The sequence below is a fragment of the Streptomyces sp. NPDC085900 genome, from assembly GCF_044540925.1.
GTDB lineage: Bacteria > Actinomycetota > Actinomycetes > Streptomycetales > Streptomycetaceae > Streptomyces > Streptomyces gilvifuscus.
Map to the genome: position 1 here is coordinate 1 of NZ_JBITSP010000005.1, position 23016 is coordinate 23016.

Here is a 23016-nt window from a genome sequence, read left to right on the forward strand (position 1 = left end):
ACCCGCTACGACAAGACCGCCGAGTCCTACCAGGCAGCTGTCACCCTCGCCTCGCTCCTGATGTGGGCGTGACCCATTTGAAGACAACTCCTAGGACGCGGGCGCCCCGGGCGTCCTTGACGGCAACCAGCAGCGGCGTACCGCCCGCCTGCGAGATGGCGTCGGAGAGTGCGTCCGCGTCGTCCGCGACGGTGCCGCCCTCCTCCTGGACCCAGGCGATGACCGAACCGGTCGCACCCTTGCGGATCTTGCGCCCGTCCACGTCCACGCCCGACATCCGGGTCTGCGCGGTGAAGGCGATCCAGTCGGCGCCCGCGAGCTCACCCTGGTGACGCTCGCGCAGCCCGTACTTCTCCTTCGCCAGTACGACGATGGAGCGTCCCTCCGGCGTCTCGTCGGCCAGCGACGACAGTTGGGCGGCGTCGGCGACCTCGGCCTCGGTGGTGCCGCTCACCGGCACGAATTCGGACGCCTGGCGGTTGCCGAGGGTGATGGTGCCGGTCTTGTCGAGCAGCAGCGTGGAGACGTCTCCGGCGGCCTCGACCGCACGGCCGGACATGGCCAGCACGTTGCGCTGCACCAGTCGATCCATGCCCGCGATGCCGATGGCGGAGAGCAGCGCGCCGATCGTCGTCGGGATGAGGCAGACCAGCAGCGCCACCAGCACCACCATGCCGAGCTTCGTGCCCGCGTAGTCGGCGAACGGCGGCAGGGTGGCCACCGCGAGCAGGAAGACGATGGTCAGAGACGCGAGCAGGATGTTCAGCGCGATCTCGTTCGGCGTCTTCTGCCGGGCCGCGCCCTCCACCAGGCTGATCATCCGGTCGATGAAGGTCTCACCGGGCTTCGTCGTGATCTTGATGACGATGCGGTCGGAGAGGACCTTCGTCCCGCCGGTGACGGCGCTGCGGTCGCCGCCGGACTCGCGGATGACGGGCGCCGACTCGCCGGTGATCGCCGACTCGTCGACCGAGGCGACGCCCTCGATGACGTCGCCGTCGCCGGGGATGATGTCGCCGGCCTCGCAGACCACCAGGTCACCGATCTTCAGGGCGGTGCCCGGCACCTGCTCCTCGTCCTTGCCCTCGGCCGTCAGCCGGCGCGCCACGGTGTCGGTCTTGGCCTTGCGCAGGGTGTCGGCCTGCGCCTTGCCGCGGCCCTCGGCCACCGCCTCCGCCAGGTTGGCGAAGACCACCGTCAGCCACAGCCAGGCGCTGATCGCCCAGCCGAACCAGTCGCCCGGGTCCTTGAAGGAGAAGACGGTGGTCAGGACGGACCCGATCCACACCACGAACATCACGGGCGACTTGACCATCACCCGCGGGTCGAGCTTGCGGACGGCGTCGGGCAGCGACTTGAGCAGCTGCTTGGGATCGAAGAGACCCGCGCCGACCCGTCCCTCGGCGGGTTTGTGCCCGGTGGGTACGTCGCTGTGCGGCGCCCGGGTCGGAGTGAGTGTGGACATCGAGTCCTCTTGGTTCTGTATACGGGTGGTCATGACGTCAGCCCCTCGGCCAGCGGACCCAGCGCGAGGGCCGGGAAGTACGTCAGACCGGTGATGATCAGGATCGCGCCGACCAGCAGACCGGTGAACAGCGGCTTCTCGGTGCGCAAGGTGCCCGCCGTGGCCGGTACCGGCTTCTGCTCCGCGAGCGAGCCGGCCAGCGCCAGCACGAACACCATCGGCAGGAAGCGCCCCAGCAACATGGCCAGACCGGTCATGGTGTTGAACCAGTCGGTGTTCGCGTTCAGACCCGCGAAAGCCGAGCCGTTGTTGTTGGCCGCGGAGCTGAAGGCGTACAGCACCTCGGAGAAGCCGTGCGCGCCGGAGTTCAGCATGGAGTTCGGCGGGGTCGGCAGGGCCATGGAGGCAGCCGTGAAGACCAGCACCAGGGCCGGGGTGATGAGGATGTAGCAGGCCGCCAGCTTGATCTCGCGGGTGCCGATCTTCTTGCCCAGGTACTCGGGCGTGCGGCCGACCATCAGACCGGCGATGAACACCGCGATGACCGCCATGATCAGCATGCCGTACAGGCCTGACCCGGTACCACCGGGCGCGATCTCGCCCAGCTGCATGCCCAGGATGGTGATGCCACCACCGAAGCCGGTGAACGAGGAGTGGAACGAGTCCACCGCACCGGTCGAGGTCAGGGTGGTCGATACCGCGAAGATCGACGACGGTCCGACACCGAAGCGGACCTCCTTGCCCTCCATCGCACCGCCGGCCAGCTGCAGCGCCGGGCCGTGATGGGCGAACTCGGTCCACATCATCAGGACGACGAAGCCGACCCAGATGGTCGCCATCGTGGCCAGGATCGCGTACCCCTGCTTCACGCTCCCGACCATGACGCCGAAGGTGCGCGTCAGCGAGAACGGGATGACCAGCAACAGGAAGATCTCAAGCAGGTTCGTGAACGGCGTCGGGTTCTCGAACGGGTGGGCGGAGTTGGCGTTGAAGTAGCCGCCGCCGTTCGTGCCGAGTTCCTTGATGGCCTCCTGCGAGGCCACGGCCCCGCCGTTCCACTGCTGCGAGCCGCCCATGAACTGGCCGACCTCGTGGATGCCGGAGAAGTTCTGGATCGCGCCGCAGGCGACCAGGACGATCGCCGCGATCGCGGCGCCCGGCACCAGGATCCGGATCGTGCCGCGCACCAGGTCGGCCCAGAAGTTGCCCAGCTCACCCGTACGGGAGCGGGCGAACCCGCGTACCAGCGCCACGGCGACGGCGATGCCGACGGCGGCAGAGACGAAGTTCTGCACGGCCAGACCGGCGGTCTGCACGACGTGCCCCATGGTCTGCTCGCCGTAGTACGACTGCCAGTTCGTGTTCGTCACGAACGACACGGCCGTGTTGAACGACTGCGCCGGGTTGACCGAGGAGAAGTTCAGCGAGCCGGGCAGGATGCCCTGCAGGCGCTGCAGCAGGTAGAGGAAGAGCACGCTGACCGCGGAGAAGGCGAGCACACCCCGCAGATACGCGGGCCAGCGCATCTCGGTGTCGGGGTTGGCACCGATGCCCTTGTAGATCCACTTCTCCACCCGCCAGTGCTTGTCGGAGGAGTACACCCTGGCCATGTAGTTGCCGAGGGGAATGTAGGCGAGGGCCAGCGCTCCTGTGAGGGCGAGCAGTTGGAGGAAGCCGGCGAGTACGGGACCCATCGCTTGTCTCAGAACCTCTCCGGGAAGATCAGGGCGAGGACGAGGTAGCCCAGCAGGGCGACGGCCACGACGAGGCCGACGATGTTCTCGGCGGTCACAGCCTCGTCACCCCCTTGGCGACGAGGGCCACCAGTGCGAAACCCGCGAGTACGGTGACGACGAAGGCCAGATCGGCCATCGCTAACTCCTGGAGTGAGATTCGATGAAGTCGGACGAGTAGAGGAAAGCGCCTCTTCGGCCGGATCGGGTCGCCCGTTGACGGCTCTCTTACGGCGCCGCCCACGGCTTTGACGAGACTCTTACGACCCTTGATCCATACCAGCGGTCGACGCCCACGAACGCCTGACCGGGCGAAACGGCACCACGGTCGCGCCCGAGTCCGCCGATCTGGTCTACCGCCAGCTCCGCCGCGATCTGATCGCCGTCGAGGCGGCGGAACTGCAGCGGCTGTACGACGCCCACCGCATCAGCGACACCACCCGCCGCCGGCTCCAGCGCTCCCTCGACCTGGAGGAGGCCCGGCTGGCGGACGCCTGACGGAACTCGGCCGGCCTGGGCCGCAGTCCGGGCAATGAGGCGACGGCGAGGGCCGGCAGGCCGCCCGCCCACGGGAGCAGGCCGAGGACCACCGAGCGGCCCGCGTCGACCGCGGGCCTGACGTGGACGCGGTTGATGCCGGTCTCCTTGTCCAGGGCCGCCATCCACGCCCCGAAGTGCGCGTTGGAGGTGCCCGGCTGCCGGCCCACGCAGAACTCGATCGCCTCGCCCTCCTTCCCCGCGGCCGGCAGGGCCCGTATCTCCCGGTCGTCGCGCCGGCGGGCTAGGGACGGTCGCCGGTGCTGCCGCTGGTGGGGGTGGAGGTGAACTGATGACCGCCGGGTCGCGGCGCGCGCTGGGTGTCGTGGATGCTGTCGCGGGCGGCCGCGGCAACCGCGTCGGGGGTGATGCCGAACTCGGCGTAAAGGCGCTGGTAGTCGGCGGAAGCGCCGTAGTGCTCCAGGCTGACGATGCGTCCGGCGTCGCCGACCACGTCGCGCCAGCCCTGCCCGACGGCGGCCTCGACGCTGACCCGGGCCCGTACGTCCGGCGGCAGGACCTCGTCCTGGTATGCGGCGGGCTGTGCGGCGAACCACTCCCGGCACGGCATCGACACCACGCGCGCCGCGACCCCCTCGGCCGCCAGCAACTCGCGGGCGTCCAGGGCGATCTGCACCTCGGAGCCGGTCGCGACCAGGATGACATCCGGCGCGGCCTTCGCGGAGTCCCCGCCGGCCTCCGCGAGGACGTAGCCACCGCGGCCCGCCTCCCGCGCGGGGGCGTACTGTCCGTTGTCCCGGTCCAGGACCGGCAGGTTCTGCCGGGACAGGATCAACGCCGCGGGGCGGTCGTTGTGTTCGAGGACGGTGCGCCAGCAGGCGGAGGTCTCGTTCGCGTCGGCGGGGCGGACCACGTCCAGGCCGGGGACGGCGCGCAGTGCGGCGAGGTGCTCGACGGGTTGGTGGGTGGGGCCGTCCTCGCCCAGGCCGATGGAGTCGTGGGTCCAGATGTAGGTCGCCGGCAGCTGCATCAGCGCGGCCAGCCGCACGGCCGGGCGCATGTAGTCGGAGAAGGTCAGGAACGTGCCGCCGTAGGGCCGGGTCAGACTCTGCAGCGCGATGCCGTTGAGGATCGCGCCCATGGCGTGCTCGCGGATGCCGAAGTGCAGGGTGCGGCCGTAAGGGCCGCCCTTCCACTCCTTGGTCTGGCGGTCGGCCGGTACGAAGGACGGCTCGCCGTCCATGGTGGTGTTGTTGCTGCCGGCCAGATCCGCCGAACCGCCCCACAGCTCCGGCAGCACCGGCGCCAGCGCGGTCAACACCTCGCCCGACGCGGCGCGGGTGGCCATCCCCTTGGGGTCGGCGGGGAAGACGGGCAGGGCATCGGTCCAGCCGTCGGGCAGCCGCTGCTCCTGCAGCCGGTCCAGTAGCGCGGCGCGCTCCGGATTGGCCTTCTGCCAGGCCGCGAACGCCTCGTCCCACTGGGCGTGGCCCCGGCGGCCTCGCTCAGCCGCCTGCCGGGTGCGGGCCAGGACCTCGTCCTCGACGATGAAGTGTGCTTCGGGATCGAAGCCCAGCAGCTGCTTGGTGGCGGCGACCTCGTCCTCGCCCAGCGCGGCGCCGTGGGCCTTGCCGGTGTTCTGCTTGGTCGGGGCCGGCCAGCCGATCAAGGTACGCAGCATGATCAGTGAGGGTCGGCCGGTCTCCGCGCGGGCGGCCTCGGTCGCGGCGAGCAGGGCGTCGACGTCCTCGACGTAACTGCCGGTGCCGGTCCAGTCCACGGTCTGCACGTGCCAGCCGTAGGCGGCGAAGCGGGCGGGGACGTCCTCGCTGAAGGCGACGTCGGTGTCGTCCTCGATCGAGATGTGGTTGGAGTCGTAGAAGACGGTCAGGTCGCCGAGTTCCTGGTGGCCGGCCAGCGACGCCGCCTCACCGGTGACGCCCTCCATCATGTCGCCGTCGGAGGCGATGACGTAGACGTGGTGGTCGAAGGGGCTGGTGCCCGCCTCGGCGTCGGGGTCCAGCAGACCGCGTTCACGGCGGGCGGCCATCGCCATGCCGACCGCACTGGCCAGGCCCTGTCCCAGCGGCCCGGTGGTGATCTCCACCCCGCGGGTGTGGTGGTGCTCGGGGTGCCCGGGGGTGGCCGAATCCCAGGTCCGATACGCCTCCAGGTCGGACAGCTCCAGGCCGTAGCCGGCCAGGTAGAGCTGGATGTACAGGGTCAGGCTGGAGTGGCCGCAGGAGAGCACGAACCGGTCCCGGCCCAGCCATTGGTCGTCGTCCGGGTCGTGCCGCATGATGTTCTGGAACAGCAGGTAGGCCAGCGGGGCCAGGCTCATCGCCGTTCCGGGGTGGCCGTTGCCGACCTTCTGCACGGCGTCCGCCGCCAGCAGCCGCACGGTGTCCACCGCCCGCACGTCGACCTCGTCCCAGCCGGCCCTCGCCGCTACCGGGAGCGCCAAGGACTTGTCGCGTCGTACTGTGCCGCCGGAGTGTTCACTCGCCATGCCGTTGCTCCTTCATCAAGCCGGTGATTCGGACGGCGCAGAGCGCCCGTACACAGGGTTCCGCTCTGCGCCGTCCGCGTGAGGTGCGTCATCCCGTGGGCCGTGACGATCCCTCACCTGCCACGGGGCAGATGAGGGATCGTCACGGCCGCGATCAGCTGGTGGGCGCAGTCCGGGGGACGAGCGCGCGGGTGGCTGCCGTGACCCGCAGCTCCTCCAGGGCCGTGCTCTGGCGCTCGGCGCGTTCCAGCAGGGTGTCCAACTTCGCTGCGTCCAGGCGTCGGTCGGTGTCGGCGCGGACGCGCAGGGTGCGCCAGCACGCTGCCTTGCCCTGGACGCCCAGGAGCATCGCCTCGGCTTCAAGGACGTCGCTGAGCGGGGAGCGGGAGAAGAGGTGGCCGTTGGTCTTCAGGCGGCCGGCCTTCTCCGCGACCCAGCCCAGGGCGACCTTGGTGCGGTCGACGGACACTCCCAGGTCGGCCATCAGCTGCGCCAGCGCGTCGCGGTCCTCCTTCACCTGATGGGCCAGATCCGTCAGGACCGCTTCTTCTTCGTTGCCCTTCTTGGCGGCGGCGGCGCGCTGGAAGAGTTCCAGGCCACCGGTCGCACCGGTGTAGTGGTCGTTGAGGTAGATCGCCAGCAGGCCGGCGCTGTTCGCATCACCGTCCGTGGCCCCGGCCGTCGTCCTGGTGCCGGAGCGCATCTCGCTGCCCACCGTGGCCCCAAGCTCCGCCCAGCTGGCTTCGAACTTCTCCAGCCCCTCGCGTTCCAGGACGTCGGTCACGTCCGCGAAGTCGACTCCGGCGTCCCGCAACGACGCCAGGTGGGCTTCGGCGGCGGCGTAGTCCTCGGCGTCCGGCGAGTGGGAGGGCACGATGCCGTGGTCGGCGAACGCGGTCAGCGTGGTGCCGGGCATGGTGTTGACCGTACCGGCGATGACCAGGTCGCTGACGTACATCGTGTCCGGGTAGTCCGGATTCTTCACTCCGGTGGACGCCCACAGCGGTCGCTGGGCGTTGGCTCCGGCCGCGGCCAGACGCTGCCAGCGCGGCTCGGCCACCACTTGTTCGTACGCCTGGTAAGCCAGCCGCGCGTTGGCGACCGCGGCCTTGCCCTTGAGCTCTTGGGCCCGGGGGCTGTCCAGAGCGTCGAGGCGGCGGTCGACCTCGGTGTCGACGCGCGAGACGAAGAAGGAGGCGACCGAGTGGATACCCGACAGGTCGATCCCAGCTTCCAGTGCCTGCTCGAGACCGGTCTGGTAAGCGTCCATCACCTTCCGGTACCGGTCCAGGGAGAAGATCAGCGTGACGTTGACACTGATGCCCCGGGCGATGGCTGCGGTGATCGCGGCCAGTCCCTCACTGGTCGCCGGGATCTTCACGAACAGGTTCGGCTCGGCCACCGTCTCCCACAGCTTGACCGCCTGCGTGACCGTGGCCCGGGCATCGCGAGCCAGCCTCGGGTCGACCTCGATCGAGACCCGCCCGTCCACCCCGCCGCTGCTCCGGTAGACCTCCCGGAACGCCCGGCAGCCCTCGCGTACGTCGTCGGTGGTCAGCGCGAACACCGCGTCGTCGACCCGCGCCCCCTGAGCGCCGAGGCGGGCCAGCTGATCGTTGTAGCGGTCGCCCTTGGACAGCGCCGAGGCGAAGATCGTGGGGTTGGTGGTGACCCCGACCACGTGCTTGTCGGCGATCAGCTCCTTCAGCTCCCCGCCGGCCAGCAGCTCGCGGGACAGGTCGTCCAGCCACACCGACACCCCCGCGGCGGACAGCTCAGCAAGCGGATCGGACGAAGTGGAAACAGACACGCGAAACCTCCATGGTGGAGCGGCGCCGCCCAACCACCCGGCTGTACGTACTGAAGACGATGCCTGCCCGCTGAGCGGACTCGTGGCAGCGGCACCCGCTACCTGCCGTGTCTCCGTTTTCGCCCGCCCCACTCACCGCAGGCCTCGCGGGTATGGCCCCGGCCGTGCGGATGAACGCTGACGGCCAGGTCACCGGCCTGGCCCTGGTGCTCTGCCGAGGCAAAGACACTGCCAAGGTCGCCCGCAACGGCCGCGTCTACGACGAGACCGGCGAGGAGGACAGCACGGGCCGGCGCGACGCGGACCGCATGTGGTTCACCATCGTCCAGGACAAGAGGCCCCTGCCGCGCCCCGTGGTCTACGGGGTAAACGGGCAGGTAGGCCGCGTGCGCGCCGTGCTGGACGAGCCCTGGGAACAGAGAGAGCAGGGCAAGGACGCCGTGCCGATCGGTGCGCCGCTGTCGGCGTGGGAACTCACCGACGCCTTGCCCGGGCTGCCCTTCGCCCTGGGCGACGCGCGCCCCATGATCCGTGGCAAGATCCGCGAGTACCTGGCCCTGTCCTCCCCCGGTGTTCGGGTCCGGCCACCGGTGGCTGCTGAGAGAGCGTGCGGCGACGGCCGACGGGTCAGAAACAGCCCGAAAACGGCTGCCACGGGTCACTGAACTCCTATAGCACCGAAGCCGTGCTCCTCGGGCCCGCGATTCACGCCTCGGCCCCGCCGCGGATCAGCGTCGCGGGCCCGCGACGGAGTACGCCGTGGTGCCCGCCACCGTGAGGGCCAGGGACGTCCAGGTGGCCACCGGCGTGCCGGAGGGCAGGAGCAGCCAGGACGCCACCTGCATCGGCGTACTCGTCGGTGGCGGGGCGAAGAACGCGAACGACAGCCAGACGAACGGCGGCGCCCACGCGGACTCGGCGCCCGCGAGCGCCGCGCCCAGCGCGGCCAGTCCCATCAGGCCCGCGGTGTCCCGGACGACGAACGCGGCGTCGGGCAGGTCCCTCCCCGCCGCCCGCACGATCAGCAGCATCACCGCCACGACCGCGCCGGCGAGCAGTACATGGGCCGCTCGGCGCGGCATCCATCGGATCGCGGCCGTCCGGTCCAGCGCGAGATCCTGTCCGCCGAGCCCGGTCGAGGTGGCCATCGCGCCCGCCCCGAGGAAGAGCACCGGCAGCCTCAGATCACCGGTCCCCGCACCCGCGCCCCCCTGTCCCGCGAGTGCCCACACCGCCACCGTGCCGATCACCAGCGCGGCCAGCGCCGCGGTTACCTGACGTGAGCGGGCGTACAGCGTCAGCCACCTCACCTCGACGCACCGCCCGAGAGCGCGGCGAGCGCATCCCCCTTGCAGGAGAGCGCGGCGGTGCGCATGGCGTCGATCCGGGCGCGCTGCTGGGCCGGCGGCAACGCCCTGAACTTCTTCCACAGCGGGCGGGCCTCGCTGTCGACATGGCGGCGGATGGATTCCGCCACGTCGGGCAGCGACTTGAGGTCGCCCAGCACCCAGCCGACCGCGACGGCACGTGCGACGTCCTCGCCCCCCGTGCCGCTCCAGCCGACCGGGGAGCACCCGGGCACCATGCCCTTGCCGATGAGAACCCAGGTCAGCTCCTGCCCGCTCTTCGCCGCGACGACGCCGCCGTCGTCGAAGTCGAGGGGCACGGTCCGGCCGGACCACTTCGGGGTGGTGCCCTCCTGCTGCACGGTGTCGTTCTCGCGGACCGAGACCGGTGCCCGGCGCCCAAGGGCGGTGTGCAGCAGGCTCAGCGCCTTCTTGCCTGGACCCGCCACGTCGTCGAGCCGTCCCTGCTGTGTGCGCGTCACGCACACCGGGCCGTCGCACACCGGCTCCGCGGCTGCCTTGTCGATGACGAACATCCGATCCGGGTCGGTGGGCAGGACGAGCAGGGCGACGGCCGCGCCCGCCAGGACGGGGGTCAGGGCGAGCAGGCGGGTGCGCGGCCGTGCCGCGACGAGCAGCACGAAGCCGGTCACGGCCATGCCGAGCAGCCAGATCGTCTGCCCGATGTGCACGGAGGCGGAGAGCGTGGTGAGAGTGTCGCGCACGTCCTGCACCGCAGGCGACAGCAGTGAGAGCTGGTTGGGCTCCGTGACCGGGATCCCCGACGCCGTTGCTGTCTGCGTCCGGCCCAGCGACATCTGCATGAGGACCGTGAACGCGAAGGCACCGATCGCCAGCAGCGGCGGGGTGAGCACGGACGGCAGGGCCCGCGCGGTCCCCATCCCCAGCACGGCCCCCGCGACCAGGGCCAGTGCCCCCACCAGCGAGATCGGCAGCCAACCGAGGTGTGTGTACTCGGTGTTGGCGAGCACCTGGAGCCCGCCCACGACGATGAGCAGCGCGAAGGCCGAGGCCAGGGTGGCCGCCGTCGCGCCGACCAGAACGGCCGCGCGGTGCCGGGCGGGCCGCGGCGTGGTCGCCAGCAACTCGGAGATCCTCGAGCGGTGGTCGCGCAGACCCTGGAGCGCCCCGAACCCCACGGCCAGCGGCCACAGGTAGAAAAGCAGGCCGCGGATCCACAGGGCCATGGCCGTCCACTGGGCCGTCCAGGCCGTGGTGCCGTTGCCGAGCGTGCCCTTCAGCAGCAACAGGAACCCGAGTGCCGTCGTCAGGACCGCGGCACCGGCCCACGGGGCGACGGAGCGCTTCAGCTCGATGCGCAGGACACGTGAGTTCACCACGAGCCCCTTCCCCGCTCGCGACCCTGCCGGCCGTGGTCACCTTGGCTGTCCCGGACGCCATCAGCGCTCTGGGTGCCCTGGGGGCCTTGGAGAAGTGCCGAGTAGCCGCGCTCCAGCGGGCTGTCCCCCATGTACTCGGGGCTGCCCGCCGCCGCCAGCTCGTTCGGAGTGCCCTGGAAGACCAGGCGGCCCTCGGCGAAGAGCACCACATCGGTGCAGGCGACTGCGACATCCTCGACCAGGTGGGTGGAGACGACCACGCACGTGTCCTGGCCCAGCTCCTGGAGCAGTTGGCGGAAGCGCAGCCGCTGCGACGGGTCCAGGCCGACGGTGGGCTCGTCCAGCAGCAGGACCGACGGGTCGTTGACGATGGCCTGGGCGATGCCCACGCGCCTCACCATGCCGCCGGACAGGGACTTCATCCGGTCGTCGGCGCGGTCGGCCAGCCCCACCCGCTCCACGGCGCGCTGCACCGCCGCGGGGATGTCCGCCTTGGGGACCTCCTTCAGCCAGGCCATGTACTCGACGAACTCGCGCACCGTGAAGCGCTTGTAATAGCCGAACTCCTGCGGCAGATAACCGATCCGGCGGCGCAGCGCACGGTGCTCGCCGATGCCGCGGATGGACTCCCCCAGCAGCTCCAAGGTGCCCCCGGCCGGGCGCAGCACGGTGGCCAGCGCCCGGATGAGGGTGGTCTTGCCGGCACCGTTGGGACCGAGCAGTCCGTGTACGCCGGTACCCAGTGCCAGGTCGAGCCCGTCGACGGCCATCCGTTTGCTGCCGACCCTGACCTTCAGCCCAGTGGCCCGGATCTCCCAGGCGTACGGCGTAGGCGCGATGTCGGCCGCGCTCACCGCGGACGTCATGTGATGTCCCCCTCCAATGGTCGTCCTCATGTTCGTGTTCGTGTTCATCGATGGGCTCCCAGTGCCGAGTACGCGCCCCTGCGGGCGATCACGACTCCGACGCCGAGTGCGAGGACCAGCCCCCACGCGGGCAGTCCGCCAGTCTGCAGGGCGAAGCTGGTGCGTCCGGCGGCCACGGTCGGTGCCAGGACCAGGACGGCCCATACGACGGCCAGTGCGACGGCGGCACGGGTCACCCCCACGACACCGCCGAGCGCCAGCGTCGTCGCGGTGAACGCCAGGCAGGGAAGCAGCCACTGGGCCACCATCACGCCCGTCACCCAGCCGCCGATCAGCAGCGCGGGGACGACCACGGCGAGCACGGAGGCGGTGCGCCGGAGCACCAGATACAGCCCGGCCCTCGGCGCGGAGGCCGTCAGCTCGTACGCCGGGTCCAGCGCACGCGACCACGACGCCGCGACGCCGAGCACAGGGAGGACGGGGGCGAGCAGAAGCACGACGGAGACACGGCTAGTCCCAGTGCCGGTCCCGATGTTGGAGATGGCGCCGGAGCCGCCGTCGAGCAGGTCGAGGAGCAGAGCCAGCAGGGTGACGCCCATGACCACGGCCAGCCACGGCACCATCGTGGGGGTCATCCATCTCGACAGCCGGCCCGACCAGCGCCGTCGGTGCGGCATCGGGGCGGTGACCGCCACCTGCGGTTCGAGGACGGACCACACGGAGTCGACCAGCGCCCCCACGCCGGGTACCCGCGCGGCGACGGCGTCCGACAACCGGTCACGGCACTCCCGGCACGACTCCAGATGACCCTCCACAGCCCACACCTCGTCGGCGGCAAGGACCGTGCCGCCGCGGGCGTACCCGTCGATGATCCGAGCCGAGGCGTGTCCCGCGCCGGCGCCCGTCTTCGTACTCTTTCTCCTTCTCACGCCAGTGCCTCCCGCATCGCGATCCGAGCCCGACGGGCACGGGTTTTGACCGTGCCCTCGGGCAGTCCGAGCAGGACCGCGGTCTCCCGGACGGACAGCCCGTCGAGCACCATGGCCTGCAGTACCTCTCTCAGCTCCGGCGCGAGGAGGCGCAGCGCGTCGCCGACGTCACCGTCGACGGTCGCCGCGAGCGCCTCGTCCTCGGCAGCGGGCGCGGCCTCGGGGAGGGCGGCGGCGGGCGGCGGCTCCGCGTGGTGCGCCCGGCGCCGGAACGCGTCGACGAGGCGTCGCGCGGCGATCGTCCAGAGCCACCCGGTGGCGCTGCCTCCCACGGCGGCGCCGGCGAACGCGCTCGCCGCACGCCACACCGCCAGGTAGGTCTCCTGCATGACCTCCGCGACGATCTGCTCGTCGGCACACCGCCGACGCAGCCGTACGGCCATCCAGGGCGACGTCCGCCGGTACAACTCCTCGAAGGCGCCCCGGTCTCCCTTGGCCACCAGCCGAAGGAGCCGCTCCTCGTCCACCGCCCCCAGCACTGCCCTGACTGATCTCACACCGTCTAGACGCCGAGCGGGCCCCCCGGGTTTTCGGACCGCCGTGACTCACGTCACATGGAGGGGCGTGGGTGGACTCCACGCAGTCGGTTAGCCCCCGGGCCCTATCCCGATTCGGGCCCGCCGCCAGCCGCTCCGCCCGTTGTTCAGGGCGCCGCTGGGGGCGCGGGAGGCTCCGGCATGCATCGCCGGCGTGCCGCGGAACCTGCTCCGACCCGTTCGCGCACCCGGCCCACCAAGTCGTTCGCAGCCTGCGGCCATCGGGTGTACTGAAATTCGAAGCCTTCCTCAATCAGTCGACCTGGGACGACTTGACGGCTCTTCAACAGCAGTTCGGTATCGGAACGCAGAACGAACGCGCCGACCTCCGCCATCCACCTGGTCGCAGGCAGGCCCACTGGAACGCCCCATGCGGAACGCAGGTCGCGCATGAACGCGCGCTGCGGCAGTGGATGAGGAGCCGCCAGATTCACCGGCCCTGCGATGTCCTGCCGGTCGATCAAGAACTCCACCGCGCGCACGAAGTCGTGTTCGTGGATCCATGACACGTACTGCGCTCCCCCGGCGACCGGACCGCCGAGACCCAGGCGGGCCAGCCCCAACAGAACGGCGAAGACCCCGCCGGGGTCCGGGCTCATCACCATGGCCGAGCGCAGAGCCACCTTGCGCGTGGCTGGCGTTGCAGCCTGTTGCTGGGCCTGCTCCCAGGCTTTGGCGATCTCGACGCTGTATGCCCAGTAGTCCGGCACGCCCGGTTCGGTACCACCGATAACGCCGGTGGCCTCGTCGTTGGGGGCGTCGAAGCGGTGCGCGTACACCGTGGCGGTACTCATCTGCAGCCACACACGGGGCGGTCGGGCGGCGCCCGCGATCGCGGCGCCCACAACCCGAGTGGAGTCGACCCGGGAGTCCATCATTTCGCGCAGGTTGGCCGGCGTGTATCGGCAACTCACCGTGCGTCCGGCCAGATTGATCACGACGTCGCTGCCGTCCACCTCGGCCGCCCAGGGCCCCAGGGTCTGACCGTCCCAGTGGACCTCGCCCTCGCACCTGGGGTGCCGGGTGAGAACCACGACCTCGTGGCCGGCGGCGGCCAGGGCGCGCTTCAGGACCGTGCCGACCTGTCCAGTTCCCCCGGGAATCACAATCTTCACTGCCTCCCCCTCCTTCGTCTCAGGTGAGCCTAGACCAAAGAGTTGAACGCGTTCAAAACCGGGTGGGAATCATGCGGGCAGGCGACTGCTGATGCCTCCAGTGAGCAGGACCCGAACAGGCCGGAGACGACCCGGCTGTGTCCGTCGCACCGACACCGACGCCGCCGCGAGCGGCTGACGTAGACATCGGGTCGGGGCATCGTCTTCGAGAGGCTCACCGATGACTACAAACTGTCGATGAACCGAACTCATCGCCGCCTTCGTCAGGGTGGCCTTCACCCTCCCCTGCTGGATACGCCTTACGAAACTTCGCGCGTGAGCCTGTTACACCTGTGCATGTGCCGTCTGTGCGGGTAGACGGCACTCAGGAAACGCAAGGTCGCCTCCCTTCCTTCTGACACGGTTGCAGGGAAAGCGGGTGCGGGCAGAAGGGCAACAGATGGTCAAGAGCCGCGACCGAGCGCGTATGAGGCATCCTCGCCACGAGCGTCGCGGCGAGGCACGGCTGCCGGGCGTGGCCGCCACGCTGGTGGCCATCCTGCTGTACGTGGCGCTTCCGCAGCAGCTGCTGCTCGCGCCCCGCTACGTGGTGCCCACCCTGGAAGTGCTGCTCCTGATCCCCCTCGTCGCCATCAATCCCAGACGGCTCACCCGGCAGACCGATGCATTCCGATTCCTGTCCCTGGCACTTGTCCTCGTCATCGCCGCGAGCAATCTCACCGCCCTGGGCATCCTCATCCACGAGTTGCTCTACGCCGGTGTGAAGGACGGCCGTGCACTGCTCCTGGCAGCCCTGCAAGTGTGGCTGACCAACATCATCGCTTTCGGTCTGGCTTACTGGGAGCTGGACCGCGGCGGCCCGGTGGCACGCACCCAGCTCCCCCGCGACGAGTTGCCACTGGCGGACTTCCGTTTCTCCCAGGACGAGAACGACGACGCGGTGCAAGAGGTCGCCGACGGCGCCAGCATCAGCTCCGACTGGGTCCCGAACCTCGTGGACTACCTGTACGTGTCGGTGACCAACTCCACCGCTTTCAGCCCCACCGACACCATGCCCTTGTCCCCTCGCGCCAAGCTGCTGATGAGCGTTCAGAGCATCGCGGCCCTCCTGATCTCCTTGCTGGTCATCGCCCGAGCCGTCAGCGTCCTGCACTGACCACCCAGCCCGGTTTCGATCTCCGCAAGGCCGAGGGGTCAAGTGAGCTCACTTGACCGCCCTCAGCGGTCTTGAAGGGCCCGCCGGGACCCGCGGTCGAGGTCGCGGGCCTGCTCGGGGTCGAAGGCGGCGAACCAGGCGTGCGGGGCCAGCTTGACCGTGCTCAGGCAGGGATGGATCTCGTTGACTGGCTGCTCGATGCCGCCGTGGGAAGTGCTCGAACAGCATCAGCACGTCGTAGAGAACCGCGGACCTCGAAGTCAACCGCCGACAGTGTCGATCTGTTCCAAGCGGCGCCGCCGTGAACGGGACGCCAGTGGGTAAGCGAACAGGCGACGGTAACAACACTCCGTGACGGAGAGGCAAGAAGGGGCTCACGGGAGGAGGCCTGTGGTCATATCGCTGAAGAATCACGCATCGGAGGTGGGGAAGCCTGATGTCTCGCTGCGGTACATCGCTGTCTGGAACGCGGCAGGTGTCTCGGCGGCCGACGCCCGGGCGGCGGTCCGCGCACTGCTGGCCCGCATCGGCCTCGGCCCTCACCATCGGTCGAACCAGGACGCTCAACTCGTCGTCAGTGAGCTGGTCACCAATGCAGCCCGCCACGCACCCGGTCCGGCAGCCCTCGAGTTCGAGCTGACCCCTGATGGCGGCCTGTTGCGCATCAGCGTGAGGGACAGCTCTCCTCGCCTTCCTCAGCCACGTGAACGCGACGGCGGCCGCATCGGCGGACACGGTCTGTACCTGATCGGCCAGCTCTGCGACCAGCTGCACGCCATTGCCCTGGACGCGGGCAAAAAGATAGTCGCTCACCTCCATCTGAGGTAGCCGGCCAGGGTCGCAGTGGCTTGCCTGCGGCAAACCTGAGGGTCGCCGGGTGCCCGGCAGCAGCGCCGGGCCTGTATCCGTTCTCGGCCTCGGCGCGTGCCCGGTCAGCCGGTGGTGAGCAAGCCGTCCCTCAGCCGGGCGAGGCAGCGTGAGAGCAGTCGGGAGACGTGCATCTGGGAGACGCCGAGGCGTTCACCGATTTGGGCCTGGCTGAGCTCCTCCACGAACCGCATGTGGATGATCTGTCGGTCGCGTTCACTGAGTTCGGCGATCAGTGGGGCCAGAGCATGGAAGTCCTCCACCAGTTCCAGCGCAGCGTCCTCGGTGCCGATGAAGTCCTGAAGCGCGGCTTCTCCCTCGGCGCTTGCGTTGACGGTGGCGTCCAGGGAGGAGGAGTTGTAGCCGTTGGCGGCCAGGCGGGCCTCGCGCACCTCGTCCTCGGGCAGACTCATCAGCTCCGAGAGTTCCTTGACCGTCGGGGTGCGGCCCAGTCGGCTGCTGAGCTCCTCGGTCGCTTTCGCGAGCTGCGTACGGGCCTCCTGCAGGCGGCGTGGTACGTGGACGGCCCAGGTGGTGTCGCGGAAGAACCGCTTGATCTCGCCGACGATGTAGGGGATGGCGAAGGAGGTGAACTCCGCCTCGCGGGAGAGTTCGAACCGGTCGATGGCCTTGATCAGGCCGATCATCCCGACCTGGACGATGTCCTCCATCTCCTCCGGTCCGCGGCTGCGGAACCGGCCGGCCGCATAGCGGACCAGGGACATGTTCATCTCGATCAGCGTGTTGCGCGCGTAACTGTAGGCCGGCGTGCCCTCCTCCAGCACCGCCAACTGCCCGAAGAAGAGCTTCGACAGCTCACGGGCATCCCGCGGCGCCACCCGAGAAGGATCGGCAACCTCCGGCAGATCAGCCAACTGCGTGCCCGAAGTCGTCGCACTCATGAGCGCCATGACATGTCCCTCCCACACCCCAAAGCCAGCCCCATACGGCTGTCGCCGACGCGCGTCTACCCAGTCATTTGGCATCCATGCCCGCCATCACACGAACGGAGGATTCTGGTCGCGCGCCCACCATCAGTGGGATGCGTGAGGGAAGAGGCCAGGCCGTCCGTCACACCGTTGCTCGGCATGGGCCAGCCCGCTGGACCATGCGCTGGAAGACCGCGCTGAACGCCTTCGCCATCGCCTTCCACGGCCGGCACTCGGCAGCCCGCCAATGGCCCGACCACCCTCGATACACCGTTCGTTCGGCAGACCCGGTACGGCTCGCCACGCGCGTTCGGGTGACCAGGCGCAGATGGTCAGCCCGGCTTGACCGCCAGCGTCGCAAAATAGTGCGACAGGTATGCAGCGGATGCGTTGGACTGGTGCGGCGCCTCCGCGAAGCCGGTGAGGACAAATCCCGCGGCGAGTTGCCCGCCGATCTGGTCGGTGAGGGTGTGGCTGTATTCAAGCGCGGCACCCGCGCCGAACTTCGCGGCGCGTTCCTCCGCGGTGTACTGCGTGACATCGCTGTAGGGCAGCTTGTGCACGACGATCAGCTCGCCGCGCTCGTCTAGCGCCTCGTGGTCGAACAGGTACACATCAGGGTTGAGGAAGCCCGTGAGCAGCCTGCCGCCCGGTCGCAGGACGCGGAAGCACTCACGCCACACTGCCGCCACGTCCGGCACGAACAGGTTGGAGACCGGATGGAATACGACGTCGAATGTCGCGTCACCGAAGACGCTGAGGTCGCGCATGTCGCCCAGGACCGTGCGCAGCTCGAGTCCGTCGCGCGCCGCCACCATCTGGTCCTGGCCGAGCTGGCCGGGAGAGTTGTCGAAGACGGTGACCCAAGCCCCTGCGGCGGCGAGGATCGGACCCTGCTGGCCGCCTCCGGAGGCGAGGCACAACACGTCCTTGCCGGTCAGGTCCGCCGGCAGCCAGGAGCGGTCGACCGGCTCATGCCCGATGAGAACAATCGACCAGTCGCCCCTACGGGCGCGTTCGACCTGCTCAGCAGTCACCGGCGTCGACCACTCGTTGCCCTCTTGGACGTATTTGTCCCAGGCTGCGCGGTTATGGGCAATCGGGTCGACAACACTGTCGGGCACGTTCAACTCCCTGCTCGAGCCACGGGACACCTGCGGTAGGGGCAGTCCAGCGTCGCAAGCCAACACGATGGCGGGGCGCGGGCTCAACGAAATTTGTCCCCGACCCGCGGTTGGCCGGGGATCAACCCCGCTGCCGACCCGTGCCTCACAGGGCCCGCCGGCCGTCGCCCCTCGTAGCAACGCGTCACCCCTCGCCCTCGCAAGCCAGTTCGCCGCCCCGGCCACGCCTACAGGCGGTACTCCCGGCTCCGGCGTCCGGGTAGCGCACGACAAGGGCGGCGACGTCGTCGTCGAGCTTTCCGCCGCAGTAGTGGAGCAGGGCCACGTGAAGCCGGTCGAGCAGCTCGCGGGGCGGCATCTGGCCCTGCTGCTGCGCCCAGTCCGGCAGAGGGAAGAACGTGCCGGTGCGGTCCCGGGCCTCCGTCACCCCGTCGGTGTAGAGGAGCAGCTGGTCGCCGGGTGCGAAGTCGAAGGTGTCCACGCGGTGGTGCTCGCCGACGAGCGTCGTCAGGTTGAGCGGCGGCGAGGGGGTGGTGGCCTCCAGCAGCCGGGTCTTCCCCTGATGGACGAGCAAGGGAGGGGGGTGCCCGCAGCTGAGAAGCCTGACCTGACCACCGTCCTGGGAAATCTCGGCGATGAGGGCGGTGGCAAAGTGCTCCGGCCGGTCCAGGACGGGGAACGCGGCACCGTGACGAGTGATGGTGACCTCCAGACGATGAATGATGCCGCTGAGATCGGGCTCGTCGTACGCGGCCTCCCTGAAGCAGCTGATCAGCGCGGAGGCCGCTCCGACCGCGGACAGGCCCTTGCCGCGCACGTCGCCGATGAGCAGCCGGATCCCGTACGGCGTGTCGGCCGCCTCGTAGAAGTCGCCACCGATCCGGGCCTCCTCCTGGGCCGCCAGGTACAAGGCCTCGATCTCGATGTTGTTCATGCGGCGCGGCAGGGGGCGCAGCAGCACCTCCTGGGCGGCCTCGGCGACAAGCCGGACGTGGAACAGCGTCTCCTCGCGCTGCAGCCGGACATGGCTGGCGTAGGCGGCCGCCAGGGTGACCGCGACGATGGCTGCCGACGTGTAGGGCGTTCCCAGGTCGGTGTAGACGAAGCTGAGGCCGATCATGACCAGGAGGCAGAACAGTCCGAGCAGGAGCGTGGGAAGCACGGGCCACATGGCGGCGGCGAGGGCGGGAGCGGTGGGCAGGAGGCGGCTGAAGGCGATTTGCCGCGGGGTGGAGAACGCCAGAACACCGATGAGGGCGGTGAGGATCACCGGTGACAGCGGGGCCGCTTCCCACCGGCCGCCGCGGAGAGGATGCCGACGCCAGGGCCGCCCAGTCCCGATCACAAAGTGCATCATAACGATAGGAACCAGTCATCAGCCTCGGATGGAAGGCGCGGCTGATGCTTGACGGTCAGAGACGTGCGGCAGGATGCGTCGCCATCCGGCCGACGGAATGCGCGCGCCGGGCCCGGCGCGCGGTCGCCGGCACCCCGCACCCGGCGCGCCGCTTGGGCCGTCCCCCGACACAGCCCTCCGGTTGCTCGTCCCGTCGCGGGTTCGCCCTCTCCGGACAGGCGTCGTGAGTCATACCAGGTCTGCGCAGCGGTGTTATCAAGGGTGTATGGAGGGATATCTCAGCCGATCGCGGACCACACGTCCTCCGCCCGCCGGTGGCCGGCGGACTCGGCGCCTGTCCGTACTGAGCCCGCGCACCGCGGCGGGGCAGGTTTTCCTCGTCCAGAGCCTGATCGTGGTGCTGCTGGTGGTGGCCGCGGTGGCGAGCATCATGCTGCAGGCGGCGCGCGACGCAGTGCGGCAGGGGCGTCGGGAGTCGGTGGTGGCCGCCCAGACGTTCGCCAGCGCCCCCGGTGTGAGCCTGGCGCTGCGCAGCCCGGACCCGACCGCCTTGCTGCAACCGCGAGCCGAGGAGGCGCGCAAGCGGGCGGGCATGGACTTCATCGTCGTCATGAGCACGGACGGAATCCGGTACACGTATCCCTACCCCTCAGAGATCGGGAAGAAATTCGTCGGCACCATCGAACCGGCGCTCAAAGGCCGTACCGTCGTCGAGCAGGCGGGCGGTCCACCTCTGCCGGCGGGCAAGGGGACGGCCATCCAGGCGGTCGTCCCGGTGACCGACGCGCGCGGCCGGATCGTCGGCCTGGTCTCCGCCGGGATCACCGTCACGAACGTGGCGCGACTGTGGATGCCGCAGCTGCCGATCGTCCTGGGCGTCGGTGCGATCATGCTGGTGTTGGCCGCGGCTGGGACGACAGCAGTGTCCCGGCGACTTCTGCTCCAGACCCACGGGCTGGCCCCTGCGGAGCTGGGGCGACTGTACGAGCATCACCAGGCCGTGCTGCACGCGGTGCGGGAGGGGGTTCTGATCACCGACGAGGACCGACGGCTGCTGCTGGCCAACGACGAGGCGAAGCGGCTGCTGGGTCTGCCGGCGGACGCAGAGGGGCGGCACGTGCGGGAGCTGGGGCTTCCCGAGCAGATGGCGCGCGTGCTCGCATCCCCGGAGGAGGTCACCGACGAGGTGTACCTCGCCAACGACCGGTTGCTGGCGGTGAACAAGCGGTCCACGTTCCCGGAGGCCGGCCACGCCGGCAGCGTGGTGACGCTGCGGGACACCACGGAGCTGGCGGTGGTGTCGGGGCGGGCCGAGGTGGCGCTGGGGCAACTGAAGCTGCTGTACGAGGCGGGGATGCGGATCGGGACCACCCTGGATGTGGAGCGCACGGCCCAGGAACTGGCCGACGTGGCGGTGCCCCGGTTCGCCGACGTGGTTGCGGTGGATCTGCTGGAGTCGGTGGTGCGCGGCTCGGAGCCGACGACGGAGGGCTGGCGCCGTCTGCGGCGGACCGCGATCAGCGGAGATCAGCGGATGCTGCCGGTGTACCGGCTGGGAGAAGTGATCACGTTTTCGCCGGAGACTCCGCAGATGCTGGCGCTCGAACAGAGCCGGGGTGTCCTGGAAGCGGACCTGCGGCAGGCCCAGAGCTGGCAGGAACAGGATCCCGAACGTGCCCGAAAGGCGCTGGAGCTCGGGCTGCACTCCTTGGTGACCATGCCGCTGCGGGCGCGGGGGGTGCCCTTGGGCCTCGCGCACTTCTACCGGACCGAGGGCTCGCCGGCGTTCGAGCCGGAGGACGTGGCGTTCGCGGAGGAGTTGGCGGCGCGTGCGGCGGTGGCCATCGACAACGCCCGCAGGTTCACCCGCGAGCACGCGATGACGGTGACGCTGCAGCGCAGTCTGCTGCCGCGGGGCCAGCCGGAGCAGGACGCCCTGGAAGTGGCCTGGCGGTACCTGCCGTCGGAGGCGGGAGTGGGCGGGGACTGGTTCGACGTCATTCCGCTGCCGGGCGGACGTGTGGCGCTGGTGATGGGCGACGTCGTCGGCCAGGGTCTGCACGCCTCGGCGACGATGGGACGACTGCGCACCGCTGTACACAACTTCGCCACGTTGGACCTCCCCGTCGACGAAGTCCTCGGGAAGCTGGACGATCTGGTCATCCGCCTGGACGACGAGGACGACTCCGGCAGTACCCCCGACGACCAGGATGGGGTGGGGGTGACCGGAGCGACGTGCCTGTATGCGATCTACGACCCGGTGACGGGGGTCTGCTCGATGGCCCGTGCCGGCCATCCCGGCCCCGTGGTGGTGAACCCGGACGGGACGGTCGTCTGCCCCGAGGTGCCGGCCTCGCCCCCGTTCGGCCTCGGGGGCTACCCCTTCGAAGCCGCCGAGGTGCACCTGGCGGAGGGTTCCCAGCTGATCCTGTACACCGACGGGTTGGTCAAGAACTCCACCCGCGACATCGACGCCGGTCTCGGCGCGCTGCGCCGGGCGCTGGGCGGGGCCGGGGCCGGGAAGCGCACTCCGGAGGAGACCTGCCGGGCGGTGATCGGGGCGTTGAAGCCGGCCCGGCTCTCGGACGACATCGCACTGCTGGCGGCGCGGACCCGGCGGGTCCCGTCCTCGTCGGTGGCCGAGTGGGATGTGCCCTCGGACACGGCGGTGGTGCCCTCGGTGCGGGCCGAGTGCAGGACAGTTCTGAGCGGGTGGGGGCTGGAGGAGACCGCGTTCACCACGGAGCTGATCCTCAGCGAGCTGGTCACGAACGCGATCCGGTACGGATCGCCACCCGTGAAGGTGCGCCTGCTGCATGGACGCACTCTGATCTGTGAGGTGTCGGACGGCTCCAGCACCTCGCCGCGACTGCGGCGGGCGGCGACCACGGACGAGGGCGGACGGGGGCTGTTCCTCGTGGCGCAGTTCGCCCAGCGGTGGGGGACGCGGTACACGTCCCACGGCAAGGTCATCTGGGCGGAGCAGATCCTGCACGACGGCGCGTCCGGTCCCGCGGACAACACGCCGGTCGACGATCTCCTCGAACAGTTCGGGGATCCCCTGATGTGAGGAGTCGGTACCGGCGCCGGAGCCACGGGATGATTCCGGATCGAGGTCGAACCAATGAATCTGGCGGTGCGCAGCGGCCTGGGCAGCACCCCGTTCACCGCGCGCCGTATCCCCTCCCCCGCCAACAACTGCTAGATCACACGGAAGTTCACACGCCAGGCCGTTCTGCGGTGGACGCCTGTCGGGCGCGGCAGGATCGTAGCCGCTGATCCTCGCTCCGGCCGTGTTGTCAGTGGCCCGAGATACGATCACGGCCTCGATGGGCCGGACGGAGATCGTCAGGGA

18 protein-coding genes and 1 pseudogene are annotated in these 23016 nt (G+C 69.9%); 4 read left to right on the forward strand and 15 right to left on the reverse strand.

The genetic code is table 11. The features are described from left to right. Window positions 1-82: 82 nt before the first annotated feature. From kdpB to tal, 6 genes and pseudogenes are all read right to left on the reverse strand, one after another. Window positions 83-1498: pseudogene (gene kdpB / locus ACIGDI_RS18565) on the reverse strand (potassium-transporting ATPase subunit KdpB); the annotation flags it as partial. Then, the gene (gene kdpA, locus ACIGDI_RS18570; RefSeq protein WP_399897695.1) at window positions 1495-3159 is read right to left on the reverse strand and encodes a potassium-transporting ATPase subunit KdpA; all 1665 of its coding nucleotides are present in this window, start codon (window positions 3157-3159) and stop codon (window positions 1495-1497) included. The pseudogene kdpB and the gene kdpA, both read right to left, overlap by 4 nt. An 8-nt stretch (window positions 3160-3167) precedes the next feature. Next, the gene (gene kdpF / locus ACIGDI_RS18575) at window positions 3168-3257 is read right to left on the reverse strand and encodes a K(+)-transporting ATPase subunit F (protein ID WP_016434100.1); all 90 of its coding nucleotides are present in this window, start codon (window positions 3255-3257) and stop codon (window positions 3168-3170) included. Between the two features lie 294 nt (window positions 3258-3551). After that, a complete protein-coding gene (locus ACIGDI_RS18580; RefSeq protein ID WP_399897699.1) occupies window positions 3552-3905 on the reverse strand; it encodes a hypothetical protein in 354 nt (117 codons plus the stop codon). Window positions 3906-3979: 74 nt separating this feature from the next. Continuing rightward, window positions 3980-6205 carry a transketolase gene (gene tkt / locus ACIGDI_RS18585; RefSeq protein WP_399897702.1) on the reverse strand — a complete coding sequence of 742 codons (2226 nt, stop codon included), beginning with the start codon at window positions 6203-6205 and terminating at the stop codon, window positions 3980-3982. Between the two features lie 154 nt (window positions 6206-6359). Continuing rightward, window positions 6360-8015 carry a transaldolase gene (gene tal, locus ACIGDI_RS18590; RefSeq protein WP_399897705.1) on the reverse strand — a complete coding sequence of 552 codons (1656 nt, stop codon included), beginning with the start codon at window positions 8013-8015 and terminating at the stop codon, window positions 6360-6362. Window positions 8016-8179: 164 nt separating this feature from the next. Here tal and ACIGDI_RS18595 point away from each other — a divergent pair, with 164 nt between their 5' ends. Continuing rightward, entirely contained in the window at window positions 8180-8680 is a 501-nt protein-coding gene (locus ACIGDI_RS18595; RefSeq protein WP_399897708.1) for a hypothetical protein, read from the forward strand. Window positions 8681-8743: 63 nt separating this feature from the next. On the opposite strand, the gene ACIGDI_RS18600 is transcribed toward ACIGDI_RS18595, so the two are convergent. The 6 genes from ACIGDI_RS18600 to ACIGDI_RS18625 all read right to left on the reverse strand — a co-directional run bounded on the left by ACIGDI_RS18600 (window position 8744) and on the right by ACIGDI_RS18625 (window position 14228). After that, a complete protein-coding gene (locus tag ACIGDI_RS18600; RefSeq protein WP_399897711.1) occupies window positions 8744-9325 on the reverse strand; it encodes a hypothetical protein in 582 nt (193 codons plus the stop codon). Further along, window positions 9322-10719 (reverse strand): hypothetical protein, encoded by a 1398-nt coding sequence (locus ACIGDI_RS18605; protein ID WP_399897714.1) that lies wholly within the window; start codon window positions 10717-10719, stop codon window positions 9322-9324. Before ACIGDI_RS18605 ends, ACIGDI_RS18600 begins: the two co-directional genes overlap by 4 nt. Continuing rightward, the gene (locus tag ACIGDI_RS18610) at window positions 10716-11588 is read right to left on the reverse strand and encodes an ABC transporter ATP-binding protein (RefSeq protein WP_399897717.1); all 873 of its coding nucleotides are present in this window, start codon (window positions 11586-11588) and stop codon (window positions 10716-10718) included. Before ACIGDI_RS18610 ends, ACIGDI_RS18605 begins: the two co-directional genes overlap by 4 nt. A gap of 44 nt (window positions 11589-11632) precedes the next feature. Continuing rightward, entirely contained in the window at window positions 11633-12517 is an 885-nt protein-coding gene (locus ACIGDI_RS18615) for a zf-HC2 domain-containing protein (RefSeq protein ID WP_399897720.1), read from the reverse strand. After that, window positions 12514-13056, reverse strand: coding sequence for an RNA polymerase sigma factor (locus ACIGDI_RS18620; RefSeq protein ID WP_399897723.1), 543 nt, complete (start codon window positions 13054-13056; stop codon window positions 12514-12516). The genes ACIGDI_RS18615 and ACIGDI_RS18620 overlap by 4 nt, the downstream gene beginning before the upstream one ends. A gap of 164 nt (window positions 13057-13220) precedes the next feature. Further along, window positions 13221-14228 (reverse strand): TIGR01777 family oxidoreductase, encoded by a 1008-nt coding sequence (locus ACIGDI_RS18625; RefSeq protein WP_399897726.1) that lies wholly within the window; start codon window positions 14226-14228, stop codon window positions 13221-13223. A 466-nt stretch (window positions 14229-14694) separates the two neighbouring features. On the opposite strand from ACIGDI_RS18625, the gene ACIGDI_RS18630 reads away from it, so the two are divergent. Beyond that, window positions 14695-15384, forward strand: a complete 690-nt coding sequence (locus tag ACIGDI_RS18630) for a hypothetical protein (RefSeq protein WP_399897728.1) — start codon at window positions 14695-14697, stop codon at window positions 15382-15384. Between the two features lie 390 nt (window positions 15385-15774). Then, complete coding sequence (locus tag ACIGDI_RS18635) at window positions 15775-16212, forward strand: ATP-binding protein (protein WP_399897731.1); 438 nt, start codon at window positions 15775-15777, stop codon at window positions 16210-16212. Between the two features lie 104 nt (window positions 16213-16316). Here the strand turns inward: ACIGDI_RS18635 and ACIGDI_RS18640 are convergent, their stop codons facing one another. The 3 genes from ACIGDI_RS18640 to ACIGDI_RS18650 form a co-directional block, all read right to left on the reverse strand. Beyond that, window positions 16317-17162, reverse strand: coding sequence for an RNA polymerase sigma factor SigF (locus tag ACIGDI_RS18640; protein ID WP_399897734.1), 846 nt, complete (start codon window positions 17160-17162; stop codon window positions 16317-16319). A gap of 350 nt (window positions 17163-17512) precedes the next feature. Continuing rightward, on the reverse strand, window positions 17513-18304 hold the full coding sequence (locus ACIGDI_RS18645) for a class I SAM-dependent methyltransferase (RefSeq protein WP_399897737.1): 792 nt from the start codon (window positions 18302-18304) through the stop codon (window positions 17513-17515). Between the two features lie 184 nt (window positions 18305-18488). Beyond that, window positions 18489-19574, reverse strand: a complete 1086-nt coding sequence (locus tag ACIGDI_RS18650; protein WP_399897740.1) for a PP2C family protein-serine/threonine phosphatase — start codon at window positions 19572-19574, stop codon at window positions 18489-18491. Window positions 19575-19926: 352 nt separating this feature from the next. On the opposite strand from ACIGDI_RS18650, the gene ACIGDI_RS18655 reads away from it, so the two are divergent. Then, entirely contained in the window at window positions 19927-22731 is a 2805-nt protein-coding gene (locus ACIGDI_RS18655) for a SpoIIE family protein phosphatase (RefSeq protein WP_399897743.1), read from the forward strand. Window positions 22732-23016 lie beyond the last annotated feature (285 nt).